General features: G+C 69.8%; 17 protein-coding genes. 6 read left to right on the top strand and 11 right to left on the bottom strand.

The features are described 5' to 3' along the window. Positions 1-119 precede the first annotated feature (119 nt). Positions 120-542 carry a hypothetical protein gene (locus V5E28_RS15780; protein ID WP_336207634.1) on the top strand — a complete coding sequence of 141 codons (423 nt, stop codon included), beginning with the start codon at positions 120-122 and terminating at the stop codon, positions 540-542. Here the strand turns inward: V5E28_RS15780 and V5E28_RS15775 are convergent, their stop codons facing one another. The 3 genes from V5E28_RS15775 to V5E28_RS15765 form a co-directional block, all read right to left on the bottom strand. Continuing rightward, positions 543-1,547: a LacI family DNA-binding transcriptional regulator gene (locus V5E28_RS15775; protein WP_336207632.1), complete on the bottom strand. Its 1,005-nt coding sequence runs from the start codon at positions 1,545-1,547 to the stop codon at positions 543-545. Further along, on the bottom strand, positions 1,544-4,303 hold the full coding sequence (locus V5E28_RS15770) for a glycoside hydrolase family 3 C-terminal domain-containing protein (protein ID WP_336207631.1): 2,760 nt from the start codon (positions 4,301-4,303) through the stop codon (positions 1,544-1,546). Before V5E28_RS15770 ends, V5E28_RS15775 begins: the two co-directional genes overlap by 4 nt. A gap of 104 nt (positions 4,304-4,407) precedes the next feature. Continuing rightward, positions 4,408-5,622, bottom strand: a complete 1,215-nt coding sequence (locus V5E28_RS15765; RefSeq protein ID WP_336207630.1) for an ROK family transcriptional regulator — start codon at positions 5,620-5,622, stop codon at positions 4,408-4,410. Positions 5,623-5,795: 173 nt separating this feature from the next. Here V5E28_RS15765 and V5E28_RS15760 point away from each other — a divergent pair, with 173 nt between their 5' ends. From V5E28_RS15760 to V5E28_RS15745, 4 genes are all read left to right on the top strand, one after another. Next, entirely contained in the window at positions 5,796-7,436 is a 1,641-nt protein-coding gene (locus V5E28_RS15760) for an extracellular solute-binding protein (RefSeq protein WP_336207629.1), read from the top strand. A gap of 39 nt (positions 7,437-7,475) precedes the next feature. Beyond that, positions 7,476-8,462 (top strand): ABC transporter permease, encoded by a 987-nt coding sequence (locus V5E28_RS15755; RefSeq protein WP_442945820.1) that lies wholly within the window; start codon positions 7,476-7,478, stop codon positions 8,460-8,462. After that, positions 8,459-9,382, top strand: coding sequence for a carbohydrate ABC transporter permease (locus tag V5E28_RS15750; protein ID WP_336207628.1), 924 nt, complete (start codon positions 8,459-8,461; stop codon positions 9,380-9,382). Before V5E28_RS15755 ends, V5E28_RS15750 begins: the two co-directional genes overlap by 4 nt. 105 nt (positions 9,383-9,487) lie before the next feature. Next, the gene (locus tag V5E28_RS15745) at positions 9,488-11,557 is read left to right on the top strand and encodes a S9 family peptidase (RefSeq protein WP_336207627.1); all 2,070 of its coding nucleotides are present in this window, start codon (positions 9,488-9,490) and stop codon (positions 11,555-11,557) included. Positions 11,558-11,675: 118 nt separating this feature from the next. Here the strand turns inward: V5E28_RS15745 and V5E28_RS15740 are convergent, their stop codons facing one another. The 7 genes from V5E28_RS15740 to V5E28_RS15710 all read right to left on the bottom strand — a co-directional run bounded on the left by V5E28_RS15740 (position 11,676) and on the right by V5E28_RS15710 (position 23,984). Beyond that, positions 11,676-14,348 carry a cellulose binding domain-containing protein gene (locus tag V5E28_RS15740; protein ID WP_336207626.1) on the bottom strand — a complete coding sequence of 891 codons (2,673 nt, stop codon included), beginning with the start codon at positions 14,346-14,348 and terminating at the stop codon, positions 11,676-11,678. Between the two features lie 311 nt (positions 14,349-14,659). Beyond that, a complete protein-coding gene (locus tag V5E28_RS15735) occupies positions 14,660-15,388 on the bottom strand; it encodes a GbsR/MarR family transcriptional regulator (protein WP_336207625.1) in 729 nt (242 codons plus the stop codon). Between the two features lie 404 nt (positions 15,389-15,792). Then, a complete protein-coding gene (locus tag V5E28_RS15730) occupies positions 15,793-18,681 on the bottom strand; it encodes a glycoside hydrolase family 3 C-terminal domain-containing protein (RefSeq protein ID WP_336207624.1) in 2,889 nt (962 codons plus the stop codon). 25 nt (positions 18,682-18,706) lie between these two features. Beyond that, entirely contained in the window at positions 18,707-19,528 is an 822-nt protein-coding gene (locus V5E28_RS15725) for a carbohydrate ABC transporter permease (protein ID WP_336207623.1), read from the bottom strand. Continuing rightward, on the bottom strand, positions 19,525-20,388 hold the full coding sequence (locus V5E28_RS15720) for a carbohydrate ABC transporter permease (RefSeq protein ID WP_336207622.1): 864 nt from the start codon (positions 20,386-20,388) through the stop codon (positions 19,525-19,527). The genes V5E28_RS15725 and V5E28_RS15720 overlap by 4 nt, the downstream gene beginning before the upstream one ends. After that, complete coding sequence (locus tag V5E28_RS15715) at positions 20,389-21,690, bottom strand: ABC transporter substrate-binding protein (protein WP_336207621.1); 1,302 nt, start codon at positions 21,688-21,690, stop codon at positions 20,389-20,391. Further along, the gene (locus V5E28_RS15710; protein ID WP_336207620.1) at positions 21,687-23,984 is read right to left on the bottom strand and encodes a TIM-barrel domain-containing protein; all 2,298 of its coding nucleotides are present in this window, start codon (positions 23,982-23,984) and stop codon (positions 21,687-21,689) included. The genes V5E28_RS15715 and V5E28_RS15710 overlap by 4 nt, the downstream gene beginning before the upstream one ends. Before the next feature lie 213 nt (positions 23,985-24,197). Between V5E28_RS15710 and V5E28_RS15705 the strand changes: the two genes are divergently transcribed. After that, entirely contained in the window at positions 24,198-25,325 is a 1,128-nt protein-coding gene (locus V5E28_RS15705) for a pentapeptide repeat-containing protein (RefSeq protein WP_336207619.1), read from the top strand. 9 nt (positions 25,326-25,334) lie between these two features. Here the strand turns inward: V5E28_RS15705 and V5E28_RS15700 are convergent, their stop codons facing one another. Next, positions 25,335-26,729 (bottom strand): NAD(P)H-quinone dehydrogenase, encoded by a 1,395-nt coding sequence (locus tag V5E28_RS15700; RefSeq protein WP_336207618.1) that lies wholly within the window; start codon positions 26,727-26,729, stop codon positions 25,335-25,337. Positions 26,730-26,739: the final 10 nt, after the last annotated feature.

The following is a 26,739-nucleotide window of genomic DNA, read 5'->3' as shown; positions in this document are numbered from 1 at the left end:
TTTCCGGCGGACGCTCACCTAACTTCGTAATTACGTACATCACCTGGCACAACGGCGCGACCGGCGGCTTCACCACCTACGCCGCCTTCGACAAGGCGGCTGGGCGCGGTGTGGTGGTCATGAGCAATACCGACAAGCGGGTCGAGAACGTGGGCCTGCGCCTGCTCGGCGTCAGCACGCCCGGCGGCGAGGAGGGGCCGCCGATCCAGCAGCTCGCCTTCGGCCTCCTCTTCCCCTTCGCCGGCCTCGGGCTGCTCTACTCGGCGTTCCGCACCCCCGGCCTGGACCGCCTGTCGGTGGTGAGCCGGGCGCTGTGGGCGGCGCTGTTCCTGTGGCTGGCCCACGGAGCCGGCGGCTGGTCGGCCATCCCGCCGTTCGTCTGGGCCCTGGGCTGCGGCGTCCTGGCCGCGGCGACGGCCGCCGCACTGACCCGATGGCCCGCCATGCCGGTCAGCGGCAAGGCACCCACCTGGAGCTCCTGGGCGGGCCCGGCCGTCCCAGCGGCCCTTCTGATCGGGTTCGGCGTGGTCCTGGCCATGTGATCAGGTGCTGGCGCGCTGGACGAGGTGCGGGGTGAGGAGGGTGGCCCGCGGCGCGACCTTGCCCGCGAGCTTGTCCATGACCAGGCGGACTGCCTCGCGGCCGACCTCCTCGGCGGGGATGAGCACCGAGGTGAGCGGCGGGCTGGCCCGCTCGGCCACGTCGTCCGGGCAGATGGCGATCACGGCGACGTCCTGCGGCACCCGCCTGCCCAGCTGGCGCAGCGCGCTGAGGACGTGGCCGACCGCGGCCTCGTTGTGCACGACCAGCCCGGACAGCCCCGGCTGGTCGTGGAGCAGGCCGCGCACGGTCTCGTACACCTCGTCGAACGTCTCCTCGCACGGCAGCGCCACCCCGCCGACCCCGTGGTCGGCCAGTGCCGCGACGAACCCCTCCCTGGTGCGGCGGGCGAAGCCGGTGCCGCGCTCGTAGACCACCGCGGGGGCGCCGAGCAGCGCGATCCGGTCGTGGCCGCGGGCGGCGAGGTGCGCGACGCACTGCGCGCCGGCGGCGGCGAAGTCGAGGTCGACGCAGGTGAGCCCGGCGGGCTCGGCGGGAAAGCCGATGAGCACGCTGGGCTCGGCCAGGTCGCGCAGCAGCGGCACCCTGCGGTCGTCGAGCTCGACGTCCATGAGCACGAAGGCGTCGACGAGCGCGCTGGCGGCCACCCGCCTGATCCCGTGGGTGCCCTCGTCCGCGGTCAGCAGGAGCACGTCATGGTCGAAGGTGCGAGCGGCGGTGACCACGGCGCTGGCGAAACGCATCAGCACCGGCACGTGCATGCCCGCGCGCAGCGGCAGCACCAGCGCGATCACGTTGGACCGCTTGCTGGCCAGCGCCCGCGCGCCGGCGTGCGGGTGGTAGCCGAGCACGCTGATGCTGTCGAGCACCCGCCGCCGGGTGTCGGCGGAGATGGTCCGCTTGCCGCTGAGCACGTAGGAGACGGTGCTGACGGCCACGCCGGCGTGCCTGGCCACCTCCGCGATGGTGACCGAGCGCCCGCTCAAGCGCCGGCTCCGAAGTCCAGCTGGGTCAGCGTGACGCCTTCGTTCTCGAACACGACATAAAGATCGTGCACGCCCCGCGCCGCCGCAAGGGAGGCGGCGATGGCGGGGAGGTCGTAGCGGCCGGTGCGGGGCACCGGGAACGTCGCCAGCGACCGGCCGTAGAGGGGGTCGCCGAGGCGTACGGTGATCATCCCGCCTTCGGTGCTGCCCGCCACGGCCAGGCAGGAGGCGGCTCCGGTGAGGTCGACCTGCCTGAACAGGATCCAGGCGCCCTCGGTCTCGGCGCGGACGGCCTCGCCGCTCTCGCGGCCGGCGTCGGTGAAGGTGACCGCGTCGTACTCGTCGTGGTCCACCGCGCGCAGCAGGCCCCGGCGGGGTGGGATGGTCTCCCCTCCGACCTCGAATCGGGCGCTGAGCCGCAGGTCGGTCGCGCTGCGGCCGACCATGAGCTGGTGCGGTGCGCTCTCCACGACGAACCTGCTCCTGGTCACGTCCCAGAAGGCCAGCTCGCTCACCGGCAGGGTCAGGCGCGCGATGCGGCTCTCGCCGGGCGCGAGTCGCAGCCGGTCGAAGCCGCGCAGCCGGCGCAGCGGCTGCTTGACCCGCGAACGCTGCTGATGCGTGTAGAACTGCACGACCTCGACGCCCTCCCGGGGCCCGGTGTTGGTGACCGTGACCTCGGCGGTGACCTCGCCGCCGGCGAGCCGGACGCGCAGGCCGGCGTAGTCGAACTCGGTGTAGCTGAGCCCGTGGCCGAAGGGGTGGCGCGGGGTGCCGCGGAAGTAGAGGTAGGTGGCGTCGGCGGTGATGATGTCGTAGTCGAGCAGGTCCGGCAGCTCCTGGGCGGAGCGATACCACGTCTGCGTGAGCCGCCCTTCCGGGTCGGCGTCGCCGAACAGCACGTCGGCCAGGGCGTGCCCGTACTCCTGCCCGCCGTGCGCGGACCAGAGCACGGCCCGGGGACCGGTGCTCGTCCAGGTGAGCGGGTAGCCGCTGCTGACCACCATGACCGTGCGGGGGTTGGCGGCGTGCACGGCCTTGACCACGGCGTCCTGGGCGGGGGCGAGCGCCAGCGTGCTGCGGTCCTCGGTCTCGCGGCCGTTGACCAGCGGGTGGTCGCCCACGACCACGATCGCGACGTCGGCCCCGGCGGCGAGCTCGGCGGCCTGCTGGGCGCCGTTCCTGATGACGTCCATGACCAGCCAGAGCGCCTGGTCGGCGTCGTCGACCAGGCAGAGCGTGCCGTCGTCGGCCGCGCCGACGTAGCAGCCGGTGGAGATGTGGCGCAGGGCGAGCGAGCCGCGCGGCCGCTCCTCGACGCGGAAGGTCTGGCGCACCTCCCAGCCGCTGGGCCCCGGTTGGTCGTTGACCAGGACGCCGTCGTCGACCGAGACGAAGCGGCCGGTGGCCACGGCGCGCAGCGCGTAGGCGCCGCCGCCCCAGTCGAAGACGTCGAAGGTGTCGGCCTCGGACGCGCCGAGGCTGAGCGGCCCGCCGGCCGGATCGGCCGTCACGGGTCCGGCCTCGGCGGTCAGCGTGACCCTGTCCACGCCCTCGCAGAACACCGTCTCGCACCGCTCGGCCAGCCCGCCGCGGGCGGTGACGGCGTACGGCAGGGTGCCGCTGTACCAGTCCTCCATGAGCTCGTCGCCGAGCTGGCCGATCACCGCGAGCCTGGTGACCTCGCCCAGGGGCAGCAGCCCGTCGTTCTCCAGCAGCACGAACGAGCGCCTGGCCGCCTCCCTGGCCAGGTCCTGGTGCTCGGGACAGTTGACGACCTCCTCGGTGATGTGGTCGTACGGCGTCGCGGGGTCGAACTCGCCGAGCCGGAACCTGATGGACAGCGCGTGGCGCACGGCCGTGTCGATGTCGTCCTCGGTGAGCAGCCCGCGGCGCAGCGCCTCGCGCAGGTGGCCGAGCGTGGCCTCGACGCGGTCGTCGTCCTGGGTGAAGCTGTCGAGCCCGGCCTTGACGGCGTGCGCGTACGCCTCGGCGGGGGTGTCGTGGTAGGCCTGCAGGCCGAAGAGGTTGGCCGGGGCGTAGGCGTCGCTGACCACCAGGATGTCGTCGGAAGCCCAGGTCCGCAGCACCTCGTTGATCAGCGGGCTGAGGTGCGCGGGGCGGCCGTTGACGAGGTTGTAGGAAGGCATGATCGCAACGGCGGCGCCCTGCTCGATGGCGGGCCTGAAGGCGGGCAGCTCGTACTCGTGCAGCACCCGGGGCGGCAGGTTGCTGGAGGTCACGCAGCGGTCGGTCTCGTTGTTGTAGGCGAGGAAGTGCTTGAGCGTGGGCGCCGTCTTGAGAACGGGAGCGCTCCCACGAAGGCCGGAGGCGTACGCCGTCGCCATCAGTCCGGTCAGCCAGGGATCCTCGGAATAGCCCTCTTCGTTGCGGCCCCATCGCGGGTCGCGTAAGGGGTTGACGACCGGGGCCCACACGTTGCGCCCGGCGCCGGTCGGATCCTTGTGGTGGAAGGCCAGCACCTCGTCGCCGGTGGCCTCGCCGACCCTGCGGACCAGGTCCGGGTCCCAGGTCGAAGCCAGCCCGATGGCCTGCGGGAACACGGTGGCGGGCCCTAACCAGGCCAGGCCGTGCAGCGCCTCGGTGCCGGTGCGGAACGGGCCGAGGCCGAGCCGCTCGACAGGCGCCTGATACTGGTGCAGCAGGCCGACCTTCTCTTCGAGGGTGAGCCTGCGCGACAGGTCGGCGATCCGGTCGAGGAGGGGGATCTCGGGGTCGCGGAAGGGTTCGTGCATGGCCATCCCTCTGAAAGTGTCGAAGCGCTTCGATGACCGGCCGGATACGTTACGGAGGTGTTTCGATGGGTTTCATGAAGGGTGCACGCCCCTGTGAACCTAGGTCAAGAGGTTCGTGAGATTCCGCCGGGCAATCTTCCCGAATCGATGGAGTCGAGCACTCTGGCCGCGCCGCCCAGCGCCGCCGCGTCGTAGCCGAGGGTCGAGGCGACCACCTCGCACCCGCCGGCCTGCGGCGCGATGGCCCGATCGGCCACCTCGGCCCGCACCGGGGGCAGCAGCCACGGGGCGAGCGGGACGTAATAGCCGCCGAGGATCACCACCTCGGGGTTGAGCAGGTTGGCGATGATGGACACGCCCTGGCCCAGGCTCGTGCCCACGGCGGCGAGGTTGGCCAGGGTGCGCTCGTCGCCCGCCCGGGCCGAGCGCACCACCTCCTCGATCTCCACTTCGATCTCGGCCGGCGACGGGTCCCGGCGGCGCAGCACGGCGCCGATGCCGGCCATCGCCTCCAGGCAGCCGCGCCGACCGCAGCGGCACTCGGGACCGTCGGGGTCGAGCTGGACGTGGCCGATCTCGCCGCTGTAGCCGAGGCCGCCCTTGCGCAGCCGGCCGTCGAGGATGACCCCCGCCCCCACGCCCATCTCGCCGGTGAGGTAGACCAGGTCGCCGGCCCCCGCGTGGGCGCCGAAACGCTGCTCGGCCAGCGCGCCGAGGTTGGCGTCGTTGTCCACCTGGATGGTGAAGCCGGGATCGCGCAGCGCCTTGGCCAGATCGCCGCCGATGTCGGCGTCGTACCAGCCGAGGTTGGGCGCGATGCGCACGGTGCCCTGCACGTCGACCAGGCCGGGCAGCGCCACGGCGAGGCCGAGGACCTGGCGCTCCTCCTTGGCCATGCGGTTGACCACCCGCCGGACGATCGCGGCCACGCCGGCCACCCCCTGGTTGACCGACTCGCCGGCGCTGAAGGAGCGCCGCCAGGTCAGCAGCCGCTCCCCCGCCAGATCGGTGGCGACGGCGGAGACGTAGTCGATGTTGATCTCGACGCCGATCGCGGCGTACGGGGAGCCGTCGAGGACGAGCATGGTGGCCGGGCGGCCCACCCGGTTCTCCGTCAGGCCCGTCTCACGCACCAGCCGGCGGTCGATGAGGTCGGCGACCAGGCTGGAGACCGTCGCCTTGTTCAGCCCCGTCGAGGCCGCGATGTCGGCTCGGGAGCAGGGCGCGTGCTCGCGCACGAACCTCAGCACGACGGCGAGATTGGTGGCCCGGACGTCCGCGAAGTCGGCCGGCTGAGGGCCGGTCGTGGATGTGATCAATATCAGCCCCGTTCCCACCGAGAAGTGACCCCAGCATGCCGCATCGCGGGCTCCCTTCACCAACCTGTGACCGTGACGCTCCCTTGTGGCTACGGTCACAGTCTACTAATTTGTTTGGGCGGAATACCAACTAATTGTATGAGGCCATCCCCACTCGGAGAAGGGAGCGAGCCATGTCTGATCAGACAACTCGCCGCGGGTTCCTCGGCCTGGTCGGTGCGAGCGTTCTGGTTGCTGGCTGCGCCGAGAAGAAAGCGCCCGCCAAGGGCACCGCCGTGGCGGCCGACAAGCTCAAGAACCTGGTGCCGACGCGGATCCCGTTCGCGATCCCCGGACTCAAGCCCGACCTGGCCGGCGGCGAGTTCGTCGCGCCCGGCTTCCTGACCCGCCCGGCCACCATGGTCCAGGCCGTCACCACCAAGCCGCTGACCAGCGGCAAGGAGGTGACGGCGATGACACCGCTGTGGGGCACGGTGCCGCCGGGCATCGGCGACAACTCCTACTACGACACCGTGAACGAGCGCCTCGGAGGCGTCGTCCGGTTCAACATCTCCGACGGCAACACCTACGGCCAGAAACTGAGCACCCTGCTGGCCAGCGGCGACGTCCCGGAGATGACCCAGGTCCCAGGCTGGGAGCTCATCAAGATCGCCCACTTCACCGAGGCGGCCAACAAGCTCTTCGCCGACCTGTCCCCGTACCTGGCGGGCGACAAGGCCAAAGAGTTCCCGATGCTGGCCAACTACGACACCGCGGCCTGGCAGTTCGGCGTCTTCGGCGGCATCCTGCAGGGCATCCCCTGGCAGAACGAGCCGTTCCCGTTCGCGACCTTCGTCCGCCAGGACATCCTGGAGGAGCTGGGCCTCCAGCACCCCACGAACGGCGACGACCTGCTCGCGCTCGGCAAGGCCATCACCGACGCCAAGAAGAAGCGCTGGGCATTCGGCGGCGGCATGGAACAGGAGATGCAGCGGGCCTTCGGAGCGCCGCGCGAGTGGCGCAAGAAGGGTGACGGCACGCTCGAGTACAAGTACGAGACCGCCGAGTGGGCCGCCCACATCGAGTTCATGGCCAAGCTGTTCGGGGCCGGCCACGTCCACCCCGACATCGCGGCCAACAAGGACGCCGACAACAAGGGCATCTTCGGCAGCGGCCAGATGATCGTCTACCGCGACGGGCTCGGCGCGTGGCACGAAGCCCTCGGCCGGTTCCAGGCCGACAACCCGAAGTTCGACATGCGGGTCGTCGCCCCCTATCCGGCGCGGCCCGGCGGCAAAACGATCATGTGGCGCAACGAGCCCGCCGGCATGTTCTGCTTCATCAGGAAGGGACTCGGCGACGCCCGCACGCGCGAGCTGCTCGCGCTGGCCAACTGGTGCTCGGCGCCGTTCGGCACGCAGGAGTACGAGCTGGTCACCAACGGCGTCGAAGGCAAGCACTACAACGTCGCGGACGGCAAGATCAAGCAGACCGGGCTCGGGCGCAAGGAGGTCGCGCCCACGTACATGTTCCTGTCGGGCAGGCCGCCCGCCAACTCGATGAGCCAGTACGAGGGCCTGGTCCAGGGCCTGCACGAGTGGCAGACGCAGGCCGCGAAGGTTCTGGAGAACGACCCGTTCGTGGGGATCCGCGTGGAGACGCCCTCCAAGATGGCCGGCCTGGCGACGCCCACCGAGGACAAGATGCAGGAGATCTTCCGCGGCAAGCGACCCGTCTCCGAGTGGCCGAAGATCGTCAAGGAGTGGCAGGACCAGGGCGGGAACGAGGCGCGCGACTTCTACATGAAGGTCGCCCGAGAGAACGGCAGGCTGTGACATCCGCAAGGCGCTTCACATGACCGCGAGCGGGCCATCGTGGGCACGCTGACGACGAAGCGGGCAGCCCGGCGCGGCGGCACACCGCCGGGACCGGCCGCTTCGCCGCATCAGCCGTCCTGGCGGGCCCAGCTGCACAGGGACTGGCCGCTGCTGCTGATGAACCTGCCGATGCTGCTGCTGGTCCTGGGCTTCTGGTGGATCCCGGCGCTCGGCAACCTCATCGCGTTCCAGGACTACAACCCCTACACCGGCGGCATCACCGGCAGCCCGATCATCGGGTTCACCAACTTCGCGCTGCTCTTCCAGGACCCGCAGTTCCTGCGCGCGATCGTGAACACCCTGTCGATCACGGCCTTCCAGCTCGTCTTCTACTTCCCCGTGCCGATCATGCTGGCGCTGCTGCTGAACAGCCTCGCCTCGGCCCGGCTGAGGGCGTTCGTGCAGGGCGTGGTCTACATGCCGTTCTTCTTCTCCTGGGTGCTGGTCGTGGCCATCTTCCAGCAGATGTTCGGCGGGGCGGGGCTGCTCGCCCAGATCCTGCGGGAGAACGGCCGCGAAGCCGTCGACTGGATGACGAACTCCGACACGTTCATCCTGCTGATCACGTCGCAGACCATCTGGAAGGACGCCGGCTGGGGCGCGATCATCTTCCTGGCCGCGCTCAGCACCATCGACCCGAACCTGTACGAGGCCGCGGCGGTGGACGGCGCCCGCAAGTGGCGGCGCATGTGGCACATCACCCTGCCCGGGCTGCGACCGGTGATCGTGCTGCTGCTCATCCTGCGGCTGGGCGACGCACTGAACGTCGGATTCGAGCAGTTCATGCTGCAGCGCAGCGCCGTCGGCAGCGAGGCGTCCGAGGTGTTCGACACGTTCGTCTACTGGTCGGGCCTGCGTACCGGCGACCTCGGCTACGGCGCCGCGGCCGGGCTGTTCAAGGGCCTGGTGGGGCTGCTGCTCATCGTGGCGGCCAACCGGGTGGCGCACGCGTTCGGCGAGCGAGGAGTGTATTCGAGATCATGACAGTCCTGGCATTCAGGCGCCGCCCCAGGAAGCCCTCCGGGCTGGCGCCCTGGGAGGAGCGGCCGTCCCCGGTCGGGCAGCTCGGCAAGGGCACCCTGGTCGTGCTGATCGTGGTGGCCGTGCTAGGGCCGCTCTACACGATCGTGCTGACCAGTCTCAGCACGTCCGCCACCGTCAACCGGGTCGGCGGGCTCGTGCTGGTGCCCGACGGGATCACCTTCGAGGCGTACCAGCAGATCTTCTCCGACACCGTGGTCAGCAGGGCCGTACTGGTCAGCACGGGCGTGACCGTCGTGGGGACGCTGATCAGCGCCGGCGTGAGCGTGCTCGGGGCCTACTCGCTGTCGCGGCCGGGGTCGTTCCTGCATCGGCCGCTGCTGTTCAGCGTGCTGCTGATGTTCGTGTTCTTCCCGGGCATCATCCCCGTCTACCTGATGGTGAGCGGCCTGGGGCTGAAGGACACCTATTGGTCGCTGATCCTGCCGACGGCCGTCTCGGCGTTCAACGTGGTCGTGCTGCGGTCGTTCTTCATGAGCATCCCCGGGGAGATCCTGGACAGCGCGCGGATCGACGGGGCGAGCGAGTTCCGCATCCTGTGGCGGATCGTCCTGCCCATGTCGAAGGCCGTCACCGCCGTCGTCGCGATGTTCTACGCGGTCGGTTACTGGAACTCCTGGTTCAACGCGATGCTCTACATCGACGACACCCGCAAGTGGCCCCTGGCGCTGATCCTGCGGCAGTACGTGGTGGACTCCAACCCGCTGCCCAGCGCTACGGCGGGGGTGACGGGCGACGCTCCCCCGACGCTGGCCATCAAGATGGCGATCGTGGTCATCGCCGTGGTCCCGGCCCTGATCATCTATCCCTTCGTGCAGCGCCACTTCACCAAGGGGGTGCTCATCGGCGCCGTCAAGGGGTGATCATCACTTCGTGGCGGGTCAGCCTTCCCCGGCTGACCAGATCGGGATGTCGTCCGGCAATGCCCCACCTTGCGGCGAGCTTGGTGGACGTGCCTATGATCCCCCATGCCACCCCTCACGCTTCCCCGTCAGCATGCCCGCACGGCCCGTTTCAAGCTCGGCATCCCCAGGGACTTCACGATCTCCCCGGACGGCGCCCGGGTGGTCTTCCTCAGGTCCTCGGCCGGCGACGATCCGGTGAACCGGCTGTGGACGCTGACGGTGGCCACGGGGCAGGAACGTCTGCTCGTGGACCCCGGCACCCCGTCGGGCGCGACATTGTCGGACGCGGAGCGCGCACGCAGGGAACGCACCCGCGAACGCGCGAGCGGCATCGTCGCCTACGCCACCGACGCCGCTGTCACCAAGGCCGTCTACGCGCTCGACGGCGAGCTCCACACCGTGGACCTGCTGACCGGCGCGATCACCCCCCTCGGTGCGGCCGGCTCCGACCCGCGCCTTGACCCGGCCGGGCAGCATGTCGCCCATGTGTCCGACGGCGCGCTGCACGTCGATGGCAGGCCGGTGCTGACGCCCGACGGCCCCGAGGTGACCTGGGGGTTGCCCGAGCACGTGGCGGCCGAGTCGATGGCCAGGCACAGGGGCTACTGGTGGGCGCCCGACGGCAAGCGCCTGCTGGTGGCGCGCGTGGACAACGCCGGAGTGAGCAAGTGGCACCTGTCCGAGCCCGCCGATCCCGGGAGGCCGCCCAGGACCATGGCCTATCCGGCGGCCGGCACCGGCAACGCCGACGTGACGCTCTGGCTGACCACACTGGCCGGGGAGCGCACCGAAGTGATGTGGGACAGGACGGCGTTCGAGTACGTCGCGGCGGTGTCGTGGACCGGGCAGGGCCTGCTGGTGCTGGTGCAGAGCCGCGACCAGCGCACCACTCGCGTTCTGGCGGCCGACCCCGAGACGGGCGCCACCACCCTGCTACGCGAGGACACCGACGCCGCCTGGCTGGAGCTCGTACCCGGCGCACCCGATCGCACGGCGCGCGGGGAGCTGGTCTGGACGGTGGACCGCGACGACACCCGCCGCCTGATGGTGGGAGACGACCTGGTCACGCCGCCTGGTCTGCAGGTGCTGCGGATCCTGGCGGTGGACGGCGACACCGTACTGGCGCAGTGCTGCGACGAGCCGACCGAACGCCACCTGTACAGCTACTCCAGAGCCGAAGGGCTGGTCAGGGTCACCTCCGAGCCGGGGTTGCACACCGGGACGCGCGCCGGCGGCGTCACGCTGGTGGTCACCCGCACCTTGGAGGGGCACGGGGTTCGCGTCACGGTGACCGACGGGCGGGCGAGCACGCGGATCGGCTCGAACGGCGCGGTCCCGGTCCTGCGCCCGAAGGTGGAACTGGTGTCGCTGGGCAAGCGGGAGCTGCGCGGCGCGATCATGTTCCCGACCGGGCACGTGCCGGGCTCGCGGCGGCTGCCCGTCCTGCTCAACCCCTATGCCGGGCCGATGGGCGCCCTGGTCCTGCGAGGACTCGACGACTTCGCGGTCTCGCAGTGGTTCGCCGACCAGGGCTTCGCCGTGCTGGTGGTGGACGGGCGCGGCACGCCGGGCCGGGGACCGGCCTGGGAGCGGGCCATCCACCTCGACAAGCTGAGCGCGGCGCTGGAGGACCAGGCCGACGCGTTGCACGCGGCCGCCGGCCGCTTCCCCGACCTGGATCTGGGCCGGGTGGCCATCCGTGGCTGGTCATACGGCGGGTATCTGGCGGCCGCGGCCGTACTGCGCCACCCCGACGTCTTCCACGCCGCCATCGCGGGCGCACCGGTCACCGACGCCCGCCTGTACGACACCCACTGGCAGGAACGCTACCTGGGCCACCCCGACCAGCACCCTGAGGCATATGACCGCAGCTCGATCGTCGCCGACGCCCCGAACCTGCGCCGCCCGCTCATGCTCCTGCACGGCCTGGCCGACGACAACGTCTTCGCCGCCCATACGCTGAGACTGTCCGCCGCGCTGCTGGCCGCAGGCCGCCCGCACACCGTCCTGCCACTGTCCGGCGTCTCACACATGGCCGCCCAGGAGGATGTCGCGGAGAACCTGCTCCTGCTGGAGCGGGACTTCCTGCACCGTAACCTCCCCCAGCGATTCCCAGATGACTCCGCCACATAGCGCCGAAGAACACGGCGTCCACTGGGCCTTCAGGAGTGGGCCCGCCGTGACGCGCGCCCGCTTCACCGTCTGAGGGGCGACGGCCGGCAGGTCATCGCCCCTCAGAGGTGTCGTCCGGTCAGCTCGGAGTGCAGGTGAGCGTGGTGGGCTGGATGTTCGTGCCCGAGTAGGTGGCGGTGAAGCCGAAAGAGGTGGTGGCGTTCGGCTGGAGGCCGCCGTTGTAGCCGGCGTTGGAGACGGTCACCGTCTGGGCCGGCTGGGTGTGGGTGCCGCTCCAGAGCTGGGTGATCTTCTGGTCGCCCGCGAAGGTCCAGGTGACCTTCCAGCCGGTGATGGGCACCGGGCCGGTGTTCTTGATCGTGATTGTGGCCTGGAAGCCGCCCGGCCACTGGTTGGTCTGGGCGTAGGTGGCGGTGCAGGACGCGCCCGTCGTGGGGGTCACGGTCGGGGTGACTGTTGGGGTCACAGTCGGGGTGACAGTGGGAGTGACCGTGGGGGTGACGGTCGGGGTGCTGCCCGTGGAGGTGCCGTAGATGATGCCGCGGCCGTTGGTGCCCAGGTAGACGCGGCCGTAGACGCGGGGGTCGCCCGTCAGGGCCTCGCCCATGTTGCCCCACTGGTGCTGGTCGTCGTTGATGCGGATCCAGCTCGCGCCCGTGTCGTCGGAGCGGTAGAGGCCGGGGACCCCGCCGATCGTCGCGACCGCGTACAGGGCCATGTAGGTGCGGCCGGGGGCGGCCTTGCCGAAGCCGACGTTGACCGCGGCGGTGATGTTCGGCAGCTTGGTGAAGGACGCGCCGCTGTCGGTGGAGCGGTACATGCCCGTGTCACCCGCCAGCCAGATGTCGCCTTCCGCGCCGGGCACCGCCTTGAAGTGCACGCTCGCCGTCGGCAGGCCCGTGGCGGCGGTGGCGGTGAAGGTGGCGCCGCCGTTCGTGCTGACGTAGAGGCGGCCGCCGCTGTAGCCGTAGAACTTCATCGGGTTGACCCGGTCCGACTCGACGATCGCGCCGGTCGGCAGGCCTTGCGACTGCTGCCAGGAGTTGCCGAAGCCCACCGAGTAGTGCACCGCCACGCCCTTGGGCGCCCAGACGAAACGGGAGCCGTCGGCCGCCGCCGCCACGGTGCCGCCCTCGTTGATGCCGCCCGGCTCGGTGCCCTGGAACCAGTTGGCGCCGCCGTCGGTGGAGAAGGCGACATGGCTGTCGTTGGGCCGGTCGGCGTCGGTGAAGTTGCCAGCCCGGGCCATCACCGACGGGTTCCGCTCGGCGTAGTCGAGGCTGGTTGTCGAGGTGAAGTTCGGCGCGGTGAACATCATCGGCGGGACCGCGTCGAGGTCGGCGTGCCGGAAGCCGCCGATGTCACCCAGCGCGCTGACCAGCGGCGCGCCGCTGGGCGGGCTGATCAGGTCGAGGACCGCGGTCTCCTCCAGGCCCCTGGCCATCGGCCTGATCGTGAACTGGCCGCCCGTGTCCCATCGGGTGAGGTCCTCGGTGCCGTAGACGGTGGCGCCGGTGCCGTACATCATCCGGTCGGAGTCGAACGGGTCGATCTCCAGCGACTCGGTCATCCAGCCGAGCTTGGGCGTGACCTCGGGCGGTTGCGGGTTGGTGCCGAAGGTCAGCCACGGGACCTGGGAGACGTCCATCTTGTAGCGGAAGCTGCGGTTCGGGTAGGAGGTGAAGTCCCAGACGCGGGTCCAGGTGGCGCCGGAGTCGGTCGACCTGAAGAAGATCACGTCCGGCCACCACGAGATCTGCGTGGCCACCATGAGCGTGCCCGGGTCCTGCCGGTCGACCGTCAGGCCGCTGTAGCCGAAGTAGTCGTCGGCGCTGGAGGACGGGATGGGGCTGACCTGTGTCCAGGTGCCGGTCGCGGTCGCGTACCGCCACACGTCGCCCTTGCCCCCGTCGTACGGCCCGCCCGTGTCGCTGGTGGCGATGAACAGGTAGCCGTTGGCGGTGTCCAGCACGCCCTTGTGCGCCAGATAGCCGGTGGGCTGGCCGGGCAGCCGCTCCCAGGTCGCCCCGGCGTCCGTGGTGCGGTAGACGGTGTTGTCCTTGTCCGCGACGCCCACGTAGATCGTCCTGGTGGCTGCGCCCTTGGCCGACGAGCGCGGGTCGTACGTCACCCAGACGACGCCCGGCCGGTGGTTCAGGTAGCCGTTGGGGTCGCTCGGGTCCTGGGCGTAGTTGCCGGGGTTGGGGAAGCTCGCCACCTTGGCCCAGGTGGCGCCGTAGTCGGTGCTGCGCCACAGGCCGTTGCCGTTGGGGGTGCCGAAGTACAGCACGCTGTTCTTGTTCGGGTCGACCGACAGCGCCTCACCCATGCCGCGACCGGGCATGTTGCCGCCGAGCTTGAACGGCAGCGGCGAGACCTGCCAGGTGTCGCCCTTGTTCGTGGAGCGCAGGATGGCGCCGTTGTTCGGATCCCAGTCGTTGGTGTACATCCCGGCCGCGGCGTAGACCCGGTTGGTCTCCACCGGGTCGGTGGCCAGGCTGACCACGCCGTTCCAGCCCCACTTGTCCCACCCGACCCAGTCGAGCAGCGGCGTCCAGGACTTCGACGACTGGTTCCACCGGTAGGCGCCGCCGATGTCGGTGCGGGCGTAGATCAGGTTGCGTTCCGTCGGGTTGAAGACGACACCGGGCACGAACCCGCCGCCGTCGATCCTGACGTTCTTGTACGAGTACGGCTCCGCCGCGACGGCGGAGACCGGCGTCATCCGCACCACCACCGTGACGAGCAGTAAGGCGGCGACCGCGAGCAGGCTGAGTAATGCCTTTCGCATGAGCGGCTCTCCCTTTCCGGGCACGCCGAAGGGCACCCGAGGACTAGAAATGACCGCCATGCACGACCAGGTTGCAGGACCCTGACCGTCGCCGCGCCTTCGCGCATGAGCTCACCAAGAGGCTCACACACGCCGGAAAAGAGGTCAATAGTTTGGACGCACAACGAACTTAAGAAGGCCGACCCACCCCTACAGGCCCCCGGAGGCGAACGCGCAGCGCGAGAGAGCGGGTTACGGCCAGCAGGGCCTTGCGCGATCTTCCTCAGCCCGGTGTTGACGGGTCCTTGGATACACGCCGGAAGCACGAGGGCTCATGACTGTCGCCCGGCGTTCCGGGCGGCCATGCTCCGCTGCCACTGCTCGATGGCCTGCCGGTGGGACTCGCTCACGAGGAGAAGGAGTTCGGCGGAGGACTCGAAGCGGGCGCCCGCCGGGGTGGCGGCTCCGAGAATCTCGGCTCCGCGCCGCGACGCGGCAGTCAGGGCGTCGGTCATCTGCAGCGATGCGAGGAGGGATCGGAGCCAGATCTCATCGTCGATGATGTAGCGTTCGCGCCGCTCGCCGGGAGTTCGTTCCCGCCTGAGCATTCCCTGCTGTTCGAGGAAGGTGACGGCGTGTGAGACGGACGCGGGGCTGATGCGGAGCCGCTGGACCAGGTCGGCGGCGGTGAGGGTGCCGGAGTCGGCGATGTGCAGGCAGGTCAGCACTCTGGCCATCATCCGGGGCAGCCCCTGCTGAACGAGGAGAGCGGTGAAGGACTCCGTGAAGTCCTGCACCGCTTGGGGATCGCGCCCATGGCCGCTGTTGGGGATCGGTGGAGCCGGAGGCGGAGTCTCCTTGTGCCGGCGCGCACGATGCCGTGTCGCCTCGTGTGCCCGGTCCGCCCCGTAATCGTCGGGTCCGCCGTTGCGGGTGACCTCGCGCATGATGGTCGAGGCTGGACGTCCCAGGCGCTTGCCGATCTCTGTGTATCCGAGCCCCTCGGCCAGCCCCGCAGCGATGTGCTGCCGATCCTGGCCGGTCAGTCTGCCTCCGGGCATCGGTGCTCGTCTCCTATCTGTCGACATGCGCGGAGCTCCGCGCCCGCACACCCGCTGCACAGTATGCATTCACCCGGAGCCCATTGCAATACCAGCCATGATCACCTGTTGCGTTCAGATCCACGGTCACTGCAATACGGACCTTACATTCCGTCCTGACCGGCAAACTTAAGTCTGTTGACGAATCTATGAACGCAATATGGCGTCGTAGACGTTCAGGGACTTCCGAACGATACCGGTGGCGCGCGAACCGGGCTGGCGCCGCGGCGGCCTCGTCGTGGTCACGCAGCATGCGCAGGACGGTGGCGGGTGCGGGCGGGCTCGTGGCCTTCCAGCAGTTCACGCGCGAGGCCGCGGGCAGGGCTGGAGGCCCCGGCCCGCGGCCGTTGTCGTCTCGCCGGTCGTTATCGGGCCAGGGTCAGGTCCCTGAGGCGGATGTCACCCCTGAAGACCACGTACAGATCACCCTTGCCCGCCTTCACCGCGGCGGTGGCCGTGGCCCAGTCGTAGACGCCGCCCGTCGCCGGCACCTGGGCGGTGCCGAGCAGGGCGCCGGTCGGGGAGCCGCGGCGCAGCTCGATCGAGCCGCCCGCCACCGAGGCGACCGAGGCGGTGAGGCGGCCACCGTGGACGGCGTCGGTGAAGGAGATCCAGTCGCCGTCGGAGCCGGCGACGACGTCGCCGCTGACCTTGTTCTCGTCCGCGAACGCGACGCCCGAGTAGGCGTCGAAGTTCATCGCCCTGGTCGTCTTGGTCAGGTCCCTGGCGGGGATCGTCTCGCCGCTGACCCGCAGCGTGGCGCGCTGGCGGATGCGGTCGGAGGAGGAGCCGACGAGGATGTCGTGGGTGGCCGACTCCACCGCCCACCTGTCCCTGGTGTGGTCCCACACGGCCAGGTCCGACCGCTTGAGCGGGAAGGTCACCGTCTTGCTCTCGCCGGGGTTCAGCGTGACCCGCTGGAAGGCGCGCAGCTGCTTGAGCGGCTGCTGGAAGCGGGACTCGCGTTGGTGGGTGTAGAGCTGGACGACCTCCTCGCCCCTGACCTTGCCGGTGTTGGTGACCTTCACGCTCACCCGCTCGCCCTGCGCGCGCAGATCCTGGTAGCCGAAGGTGGTGTAGCTGAGCCCGTGGCCGAACGGGTAGAGCGTCCCGCCCTTGTGGTAGAGGTACGTCATGCCGGTCTTGGCCAGGTCGTAGTCGAGGATGCTCGGCAGCTTGTCCGAGCCGTACCACGTCTGGGTGAGCCGCCCGGCCGGGTTGACGTCACCGAAGAGCACGTCGGCGATCGCGTGGCCGGTCTCGGCGCCCGCGTGCGTGGTCCACAGCAGCGTCGGGGCGTCCACGATGACGGGATAGCTCGTCTCCAGCACCACGACCGTCTTCGGGTTGGCCTTGCGCACGGCCTCGATCAGCCGCTTCTGCCCGTCGCCCAGCCGCAGGTCCGGGCGGTCGTGGAACTCGCGGCCGCTCACCCACGGGTGGCTGCCCACCACGACGACCGCGACTTCCGCCTTGCGCGCCTGCTCGGCCGCCGCCGCGATGCCGTCGGCGACGATCTCCTTGGCGAAGCGGGCCGCCTGCGCCTTGGGGGCGAGGCCGAGCGTGCCGTCGGCGTTGACGGTCACGTACGGGTCGGGCAGGCCGTACCAGCTCTCCACGTTCTCGAAGCCGGCGTACCTGACGAGGTAGGTGCCGTCGGCCTGGCGCTCCAGCGCGAACTGCTGCTGGACGTACCAGCCGTTGGGCTCGTTGTCGTCGGTGTCGAGCGAGCGCCAGTCGCCGCCCAGCAGCTTGCCGTTGCCGGCGTTGCGCAGGGTGGAGATGCCGGCGACCCAGTCGGTCACGTCCCACTGCGAGGCGGCCGTCGGCGTCGTGTCGGTCAGCGCGGCGTTGTCGTCGGGGCCGGTGCCGGTGGCGGTGAGGTACTTGCCGGACTCGACGTGCTTGAGCGCGACGCGTTCGAGGCCCTCGCCGGTGGTGACGTCGGAGACGCGCTCCTTGACGCCGTCGAGCGGCGTGACCTGGTAGGGCATGGTGCCCGCGTACCAGTCGCTGTAGAGCTTGCCGGACAGCGGGCCCACCACGGCGGCCGACCTGGGCGCCTTCAGCGGGAGCACGCCGGAGTTCTTCAGCAGCACCGCCGCCTTGCCGGCGGTCTCGCGGTTGAGCTTCTGGTGCGCCGGGCTGTTGATCACGTCCGGGGAGATCTGCTTGTACGGCCCGCCGTCCGGGTCGAAGTGGCCCAGGCGGAAGCGGATGGACAGGGCGTGGCTGACACCTCTGTCCACGTCCGCCTCGGTGATCAGACCGCGGTCCAGCGCGGCGGTGAGGTTCTCGACCAGTGGCGCGTCGTTGCTGCCGTCGATCGTGAAGCTGTCCTGGCCGGACTTCAGCACCGCGGCGAAGGCCTCGGGTTTGTTGTCGAAGTACTTCTCCAGGTCGGTGAGCGCGTGCGGGCCCCAGGCGTCGCTGACGTTGTAGAGGGTCTTGTCCGTCCAGGATCTGACGACCTTGTCCAGGTCGGTGTTGACGTGGTTGGGCCGGCCGTTGACGAGGTTGTAGGAGGCCATGACGCCGGTCGCCGCGTCGGCCGAGATGGCGGCCTTGAACGCCTGCTCGTAGTACTCGTGCTTGAGCTTGGGCGTCAGGTTGGAGGAGGTGAGGCTGCGGTCGACCTCGTTGTTGTAGGCGAGGTAGTGCTTCAGGACGGGCGCCGTCTTCAGGTAGAACGGGTCGTCACCCTGCAGCCCCTTGCCGTACGCGGTGGAGATCGCCCCGGTCAGCAGCGGGTCCTCGGAGTAGCCCTCCTCGTTGCGGCCGGCACGCGGGTCGCGCAGCAGGTCGACCACGGGCGCCCAGAGCTGCAGGCCCCACAGGACGGGATCGGTGGCGTTGTAGCCGCGCGCCTCGTCGCCGACGGCCGAGCCGACCCGCTTGATCAGCTCCGGGTCCCAGGTGCTGGCCAGGCCGAGGGCCTGCGGGAAGACGGTGCCGCTGGCCAGCTTCTGGTTCCAGTTGTCGTTCAGGTCGTTGGACCAGGCGACACCGTGCAGGGCCTCGGTGCCGTTCTTGTGATAGGGGATGCCGAGCCGCGGGATGGCCTTCTGCGACTGGTGCAGCAGGCCGAGCTTCTCCGGCAGCGTGAGCCGGCCGAGCAGGTCGGCGACCCGCTGTTCCAGCGGCAGGGCCGGGTCTCTGAACGGCGGCTCGTCGGCGGCCCTGGCCGGCACGGTGAACATCGAGGCCACCAGGGCGACCGCGACCACTAAGGGGATGCGTGAGCGATGGGACATGGGAGGTCTCCTAGGCAGGTGAGGCTCACTTCACGGCTCCGACCGTGATGCCTCGGGTGAGCGTGCGCTGGAAGATCAGGAAGAAGGCGACCGCCGGCACGATCCCCAGGAGGGCCGAGGCGCTGGACATCGTCGCGTCCATGTACCTCTCCCCCTGCAGGATGCCCAGGGCGACCGGCACGGTCTGGTTGTCGTTGGAGATGAGGAAGATGAGCGGCAGGAAGAACTCGTTCCAGGTCCAGATGAAGAAGAAGATCAGCAGTACGCTCAGCGTCGGCCTGCTGATGGGCACCACGACCCGGATCAGGGAGCGGAAGCGGCCCGCGCCGTCGATCGCCGCGGCCTCCAGGATCTCCTTGGGGAACTGGCCCAGCACCGCGCTCAGCAGGTAGGTCCCGAAGGCCGCCTGGATCACCGTGAAGATGATGATCATCGACAGCCGGGTGTCGTAGAGCCCGACCTCCTTGGCCAGGTAGTACAGCGGGTAGACCAGTGCCTCCTGCGGCAGCGTGTTGGCCACCAGGAACAGCACCAGGATGGACAGCCTGCCGCGTACCCTGCCGATGCCCAGCGCGTAGGCGTTGAGCACGGACAGCACGACCGCCAGCACGGCGACCGAGCCGCTGATCAGCAGGCTGTTCCAGAGCTTCTCGCCGAAGTCGACCCGGTTCCAGAAGTCGACGATCCCCTGCAGGTAGAGCCCGTCGGGCAGGCTGAGCGGCCCCTGCGAGCTGTACTCCTCGGGGGACTTGACGGCGTTGATCGCGACGATGACGAACGGGAACATCATCACGACGGCCAGCACGGCCAGGGCGGCGAGCACGGCCCAGCGGCCGGGGCCTCTCATCGCTCACGCTCCTGCACGCGCAGGAACAGGAACGTCACCACGATGATGATCAGGGCCAGCACGGTGGCGATCGCCGAGCCGTACCCCACGTTGCTCTTCTGGAAGAAGTTCAGATAGGAGAAGTACGACGGCACCATCGTGGCGTTGCCAGGCCCGCCGCGGGTCAGCACGAAGATCGGCCCGAAGACCTTCAGCGCGGCGATCGTGCAGGTCAGCAGCACCACGAAGATCTCCGGCCGGATCTGCGGGATGGTGATGTGCCACACTTTGCGCCACCAGGACGCCCCGTCCAGCTCGGCCGCCTCGTAGTAGGCCGGGTCCACTCGCTGCAGGCCCGCCATGAAGATGACCACCGGGTAGCCGAGCTGGAACCACACCATCACGGCCATCACCGTGGCCAGCGCCAGATCGGGGTCGCCCAGCCAGTCGAGCTTCAGGCCGAACACCTGGTTGATCGCCCCGTACGACGGATGCAGCATCCAGCCCCACACCACGCCGGCCACCGCCACCGGCAGCACCTGGGGCAGGTAGTACATGGCGCGCAGCGCCGAGGCCGTACGCGTGCCGAACCGCTTGCCGATGTAGTCGAACAGCGCGGCGGCCAGCAGCAGGCCGAGCGCGGTCGGCACGATCGCCATGGCCACGATGAGGGCCACGTTGTTCTGGAACGACAGCCAGAAGCGCTCGTCCTCCAGCAGCCGGGTGTAGTTGTCCAGGCCGATCCACCTGGGCGTGCCCACACCCGACCAGCGGGTGAAGCTCACGCCCAGGTTCATCAGGAATGGCACCACGATGACAGCCAGGAACAGCACCAGGCTGGGCACCAGGTAAAGCCAGTAGCCCCTTGTGCGCATTCTCATCTAGTTGCCGAGGTCGGCGAGGTTGTCCTCGTACGGCTTGGCGATCTCGTCCAGCACCTGGGCGGGTGTCTTGCTGCCGTTGATGAGGTTCTGCGTCCCCGCCACCAGCACGTCGTAGTAGCCGGGGGCGGGCCAGTCTGGGTAGAACGCCAGACCGTCGGCAGCCGTCACCTTGTTGAAGGTCTCGATGAGCTCCTTGCTCTTCGGATCGGTGATCGCCGCCGGGTCCGCGGCCACCGGCACGCCACCGGAGTTGCCGAGCAGGTTCTGGATGTCCTTGCTCATCGTGATGTCGATGAAGTCGTAGGCCAGGTCCTTGTTCTCGGACTTCTCGGGCACGACCCAGAGGTTGCCGCTGGAGCCGGGCGCCAGGGTCGATCCTGGGAACAGGAAGTGCCCCCACTCGAAGGACTTGGCCTCCTCGACGACCCGGCCGTACCACCAGCTACCGCTGATCATGACGGGGAACTCGCCCTTCATGAACGCGACGCCCATGTCCTCGGCCTTCAGCCCCGAGGACTTCTTGTCGACGTAGCCCTTCTGCACCCAGTCGGCGAAGGTCTGCGCGCCGTAGGTCAACTCGGGGCCCTGGAAGTCGACCTTGCCCTTGTAGAGCTGGAAGGCGTCCACCCACGGCCGCTGCGCCTTGGACAGCGCGAGCTGGTAGACGATCTGCTGGGCAGGGTATTCGGCCCCGGCCGAGGCGATGGGCGTGACGCCGGCCTTGACGAAGGTGTCCAGCGCGGCCGTGAACTCCTCGAAGGTGGTCGGCACGTCGACCTTGTGCTTCTCGAACAGGTCCTTGTTGTAGTAGACCATCACGAACTCGCCGTAGTTGGGCAGGCCGAACCACTTGCCGGAGCCCATGACGCCTCGGTCGTCGTACTTGGCGGTGGTCTGCAGGCCGCCGGGCAGCAGCTTGTCCCAGCCGCGTTTGGTCGCCTCCTCGCTCAGGTCGGCGATCAGGCCCTGCTTGGACAGCAGGCCGGCGGTGGCGTTGCCCTTGTTGTACTCCATGAGGTCGGGCGCCTCGTCGGAGTTGAGCACCATGCTCGCCGTCTTCTGGATCTGCTCGAAGCCCTTCTCCTCGAACTTGACGGTCACGCCCGGGTGCGAAGCCTCGAACTTCTTGATCGCCTCGGCCCAGGCCTTGCCCATGGCGCTGTCAGCGCCCTCGTAGTGCCAGAGCTTGAGCACGCGCGGCTCGCCCGCCTTGGGGGGTTCCTCGCCCGCGCCCGAGCCGCAGGCCGACAGGGCGAGCACCACGGCTGCCAGTGCCGCCACGCCAGATTTCTTGATCATGATTCCTCCTGGGTGATGACGGCCCGGCCGGGAGCGCCCGCCACCGGGGCGAACTCGACGGCGGCGACCCGTTTCTGCCCGGTGACGGCCACGCGGAGCGTGTCACCGTCCCGGGTGGCCACGACGGCGGTCTCGCCGTCGGTGTCGTGGATCCGCATCCGCCGGTCGCCACCCCCGAAGGCGACCAGCGTGATCCGGTCCGGCGTGCTCACGGTGTCACCGGGCTCGGTGACGGGGACGAGCGCGCCGTGCCGGACGAACAGCGGGATCTGCTCCAGCGGCTTGCTGACGGTGACGTAGCGGGAGCCGCCGTGCACGTCCCCGGTCCAGTAGTCCACCCACTCGCCGGCCGGCAGGTAGACGGCGCGGGTGCCCTCGGGTGAGGTCATCGGCGCCACCAGCAGGTCCCGGCCGAGCAGGTACTCCAGGTCGGCCCGCCAGGCGACCGGGTCCTCCGGATGGTCCACGCACAGCGCGCGCATCATCGGCGCGCCGGTCCTGGCGGCCTCCACGGCCGCCGAGTAGATGTACGGCATCAGCCGGTAACGCAGCTCCAGCGCCGCCACGGCCTGCGCTTCGACGGCCGGGAACTCCCACGGCTCCCTGCTGGTGGTGCCGTGCAGGCGCAGCAGCGGCGACAGCGCGCCGAACTGGGTCCAGCGGACGAACAGGTCGTCGGTCGGCCTGCCGGTGAACCCGCCGGCGTCGTGACTCCAGAACGGCACCCCGGACAGACCGTGGGCGAGCCCGCCCCGGATGGTGCTGCCCATGGCCGCGTAGCTGGTGTAGGTGTCGCCGCTCCACTGGGCGCTGTGCCGCTGGCCGCCGAGGAACGACGAGCGCGCCCAGACCAGGCTGTGGCCGTGGACCTCCCGGGTCACCGCGGCGACCGCGTCGTTGAACAGCAGGGTGTAGACGTTGTGCAGGTCCGTGCCGGTCATCCCGTTGCCGGCGACCGCGTCGTGCGGCACTCCCTCGGCGAAGTCGGTCTTGAAGGCCTGCACACCCTGCTGGAGCAGCGGCCGCAGCAGGCCCTGGAACCAGCGGACGGCGTCCGGGTTGGTGAGGTCGATGATGCCGCAGGGCGGGAAGGAGCCGTGCCAGGTGTCGGCGACGTACGGCTCACCCCCCGGAGTCTTCAGGAAATATCCGGCATCGGCCGCCGCCTCGAACGCCGGGCTTAGGTGGGAGATGTAGGGGTTCATCCATAGGCACACCTTGAACCCCATCCCGTCCAGCTCGGTCAGCATCGCCTCGGGCTCGGGAAAGTTGACCGGATCCCAGCGCAGATCGGACCAGTGGCCGTCGCTCTGCCAGTAGGTGTCCAGGTGCAGCACATCGCATGGGATGCCGCGCTCCCTGATCGTGCGCGCCCTCGCCAGCACCCGCTCCTGGCTGTCCACACAGAACCCGGAGGAGATCCAGGTGCCGAACGCCCACTTCGGCGGCAGCTCGGGGCGGCAGGTCAGCCCGTCGAAGCGGTCCAGCACCTCGGGCGGCGTCGGCCCGGCGATCACGTAGTAGTCCATCACGTCGTCGGGCACCACGATCTGCACGACGCTGTGCGTCGACTGGCACACGTCGAACTCGGTCGGCGCGCCGCTGTCGACCAGGATCCCGTAGCCCTTGCTCGACAGATAGAGGGGCACGTTCTTGTAGGCGCGCTGCGACTCGGCGCCGAAGGCGTCGAAGTTCCACATGATCGGCCGCTGCCCTCGCTTGTCCAGCGGCGCGAACGACTCGCCGAACCCGGCGAACGCCTCGTCGGGGGCGGCGGCGAAGCTCTCGTGGTAGGCCACCGCCGCCCCGCCCGCCGCGGACCTGCCGAACGGCAGCGTACGCATCCGGCCGCTGATGTCGGTGTGCCCGCGGTCCTGCTCGACCAGCGTGGCGCCCGAGGCGTCGGTGAAGCGCAGGTGCCAGGGCGCGAGGTGGATCTCGGCCCGCAGGGAGCCCGCGTCGATCACGATCGGCTCGCCGGGAACCGCCTCGGCCCGAGCCCCCGGGAACGTGCCAGGCGTCACCAGGGCGATCGCCCGCTCGGACCGCGGCCTGGCGTCGGCGTCCTCGCTCAGCCGTACCCGGATCACCCCCTCGCCCGCCACACCGACCTGGACGACCAGGGCCTCCTCCGCCGTGGTCACGGCCTTCAGCATCACTCCCGCGCCGTCGGCGGCCACCAGCTCGGCGGTGGTCAGCGCGGACAGTCCACCCTCGCCATGCGCGCGGACCGGCAGCTCAGGTGGATCGGCCACGAAGTACTCGTGCGCCACCAGTGGGGGGCGATAGGGCATGGATGCTCCTTTGCAGGGCTGCGCGAACTAGTGAATTAGTTTGCTGTCCATACCAACAAACGTCAACGCCGAATTCGTTGGGCGACCATCCGAACCCCCCGCCCCGAGTCTTGTGGGCCGGCGAGGGTGCCGGGTTCTGGGCTGCAGGCAGACGTGCGAAGGTGCCATCGTTGAGCTGTCGTCGCTCCAGCGCGTTGATCAGAGGGTCAGGACATGAGCAGAGCCGTTTCGGATGGCGCGTCCCGGGGTGCTGCCGAGCAGCGGGCGGTGGAGTCGGAGGCGGGTTTATGGCCGATCGGCCGAACGCTGACGATCGCCATCAGCGTGGCGGTTCTCGGGCTGGCCACAGTGATGGTCATCGTGCTGGCGGTGCTGGGGTTCCCACAGCTGGCACCGACCGGCGCCTTGCCGCCCAGCCAACTGCTGGAGGTGCTGAAGCTGGTCTTGGGCACGGTCGCGGGGACGGGCGCGTTGTTCGCCCTGGTGATGGCCTACCGGCGGCAACGTCTGGCCGAGGTCGCCGACGAAAGGGACGAGCGGCGTGCTCGCGAGGACCTGGCCCGGGTTTTCAATGAGCGGTTCGCCACCGCGGCCGGGCAGCTCGGACATGACGGGGCCGCCGTTCGCCTGGCCGGCGCGCACGCCCTCGCAGGGCTTGCCGACGATTGGGCGCCGCTCCGTCAGACCTGCATCGACGTGCTGTGTGCCTACCTCCAGCTGCCGTACGAGCCGGATCCAGGCCCCGATGCCCCGTCGGAGCAGAAGCTGGCCTTCGCCCGCGACCAGCGGGTTCGCCACACCGTCATCGACGTCATCGTGGCTCGCCTGCGCGACGGCGCCGGCGTCTCGTGGCAGGGGCACACCTTCGATTTCTCCGACGCGGTGTTCGACGGCGGAAATTTCTCTGGCGCCAGGTTCACCGACGGCGACGTCAACTTCTCCGGCACCAAGTTCACCGGCGGCCGCGTCAGCTTCGACCGGGTGGAGTTCTCCGGCGCCATCGTGGGCTTCCTCGGCGCCGAATTCTCGGGCGGCCTCGTCAAGTTCCTCGACACGACGTTCTCCGGCGGCACCGTCGCCTTCTACGACGCGCGGTTCTCGGGCGGCACCGTCACCTTCCGCGGCGCCGACTTCTCCGGCAGCGAAGTCAGTTTCCGCGGCGCCGAGTTCTCCGGCGGCACTGTCGACCTGTCGCGGCCAGGAGGATGGCAGGTCCCACCGGACTTCGGCGAGATGGACCCAGCAGCGCCGCCGGTAGGGGTGAGCCTGCCACCCGCGATGGTCGACCAGGGCGAGACGCGCACGGAGCCACGAACCTGCCCCCAACCGGAGCCCACATGAACCGGGGAATCAGATCCCGATGGACGCCTCGGGCTGCATGAGGCGGCGGGCCGCCTCGGTGATGGAGCCGGACAGCGACGGGTAGACGGCGAAGGTGTGCGCGATCTGGTCGACGGTGAGGCGCTGCTGCACGGCCACCGACACGGCCAGGATCAGCTCCGACGCGCGCGGCGCCACCACCACGCCGCCGAGCACGATCCCGGTGTGCGGGCGGCAGAAGAGCTTGACGAAACCGTCGTTGAAGCCCTGCATCTTGGCCCGGGCGTTGGTGGCCAGCGGCAGCTTGACCACGTTCGCCTCGATCTCGCCCGCCTCGATCGCCCGCTGCGCGACACCCACGGCGGCGATCTCCGGGTCGGTGAAGATGTTGGACGCCACGGTGGCCAGCCGCAGCGGCTGGACGGCCTCGCCGAGCGCGTGCCAGACCGCGATGCGCCCCTGCATGGCCGCGACCGAGGCGAGCATGAGCACGCCGGTGCAGTCGCCGGCCGCATAGACGCCGGGGGCGGACGTGCGCGAGACCTTGTCGACCTTGACGAACCCGTTGCGGTCGAGCTGGACCCCGGCCTCCTCCAGGCCGATGCCGCCGGTGTTGGGCACCATGCCCACCGTCATCAGCGCGTGCGAGCCCTCGGCCGTCCGGCCGTCCTCCAGCATCACCACGACACCGTCGGCGGTGCGCTTGACGGAGGCGGCACGCGAGCGGCCCATGACGTTCATGCCGCGGCGGCGGTAGACCTCCTCCAGCACCTCGGCACCGTCGGCGTCCTCGTTGGGCATCATCCTGTCGCGGCTGGAGACGAGCGTGACCTCGGCTCCGAGCGACCGGTAGGCGCCGGCGAACTCCGCGCCGGTCACGCCCGAGCCGATCACGATCAGGTGCTCGGGCAGCTCGTCCAGGTCGTAAAGCTGGCGCCAGTTGAGGATGCGCTCGCCGTCGGGCTCCGCGCCGGGCAGGATGCGCGGGGTAGCGCCGGTGGCCACGAGCACCACGTCCGCCCTGATGGTGCGGTCGCCCGCCCTGACGACCTGCGGGTCGACCAGCCGCCCGCGCGCCTTGACGATCTCGACGCCCTCGGCCTGGACCCGGGTGGCGATGTCGGCCGACTGTGCCTGCGCCAGCTCCTTGACCCGCTGGTTGACCAGCGGCAGATCGACCTGCGCCACGCCGACGTCACCGTCGAGTCCGCCGGTGAAGGCGACGCCCAGCGACGGCGCGTCGAGCAGCGCCTGCTTGCGGACCGAGGTCGCGATCAGCGTCTTGGACGGCACGCAGTCGGTCAGCACGCACGCCCCGCCAGGGCCGTCCTGCTCGACCATCGTGACCTGCGCGCCTAGCTGCGCCGCCACGAGTGCCGACTCGTAGCCGCCTGGTCCACCACCTATGATCACGATCCTCGTCACGTGTCCCATT

Source organism: Nonomuraea sp. LPB2021202275-12-8, assembly GCF_037044575.1.
In the GTDB taxonomy this organism is placed as follows: domain Bacteria; phylum Actinomycetota; class Actinomycetes; order Streptosporangiales; family Streptosporangiaceae; genus Nonomuraea.
The sequence above is the reverse complement of the archived record's forward strand: the minus strand, read 5'-3'. Positions and strand labels throughout refer to the sequence as shown.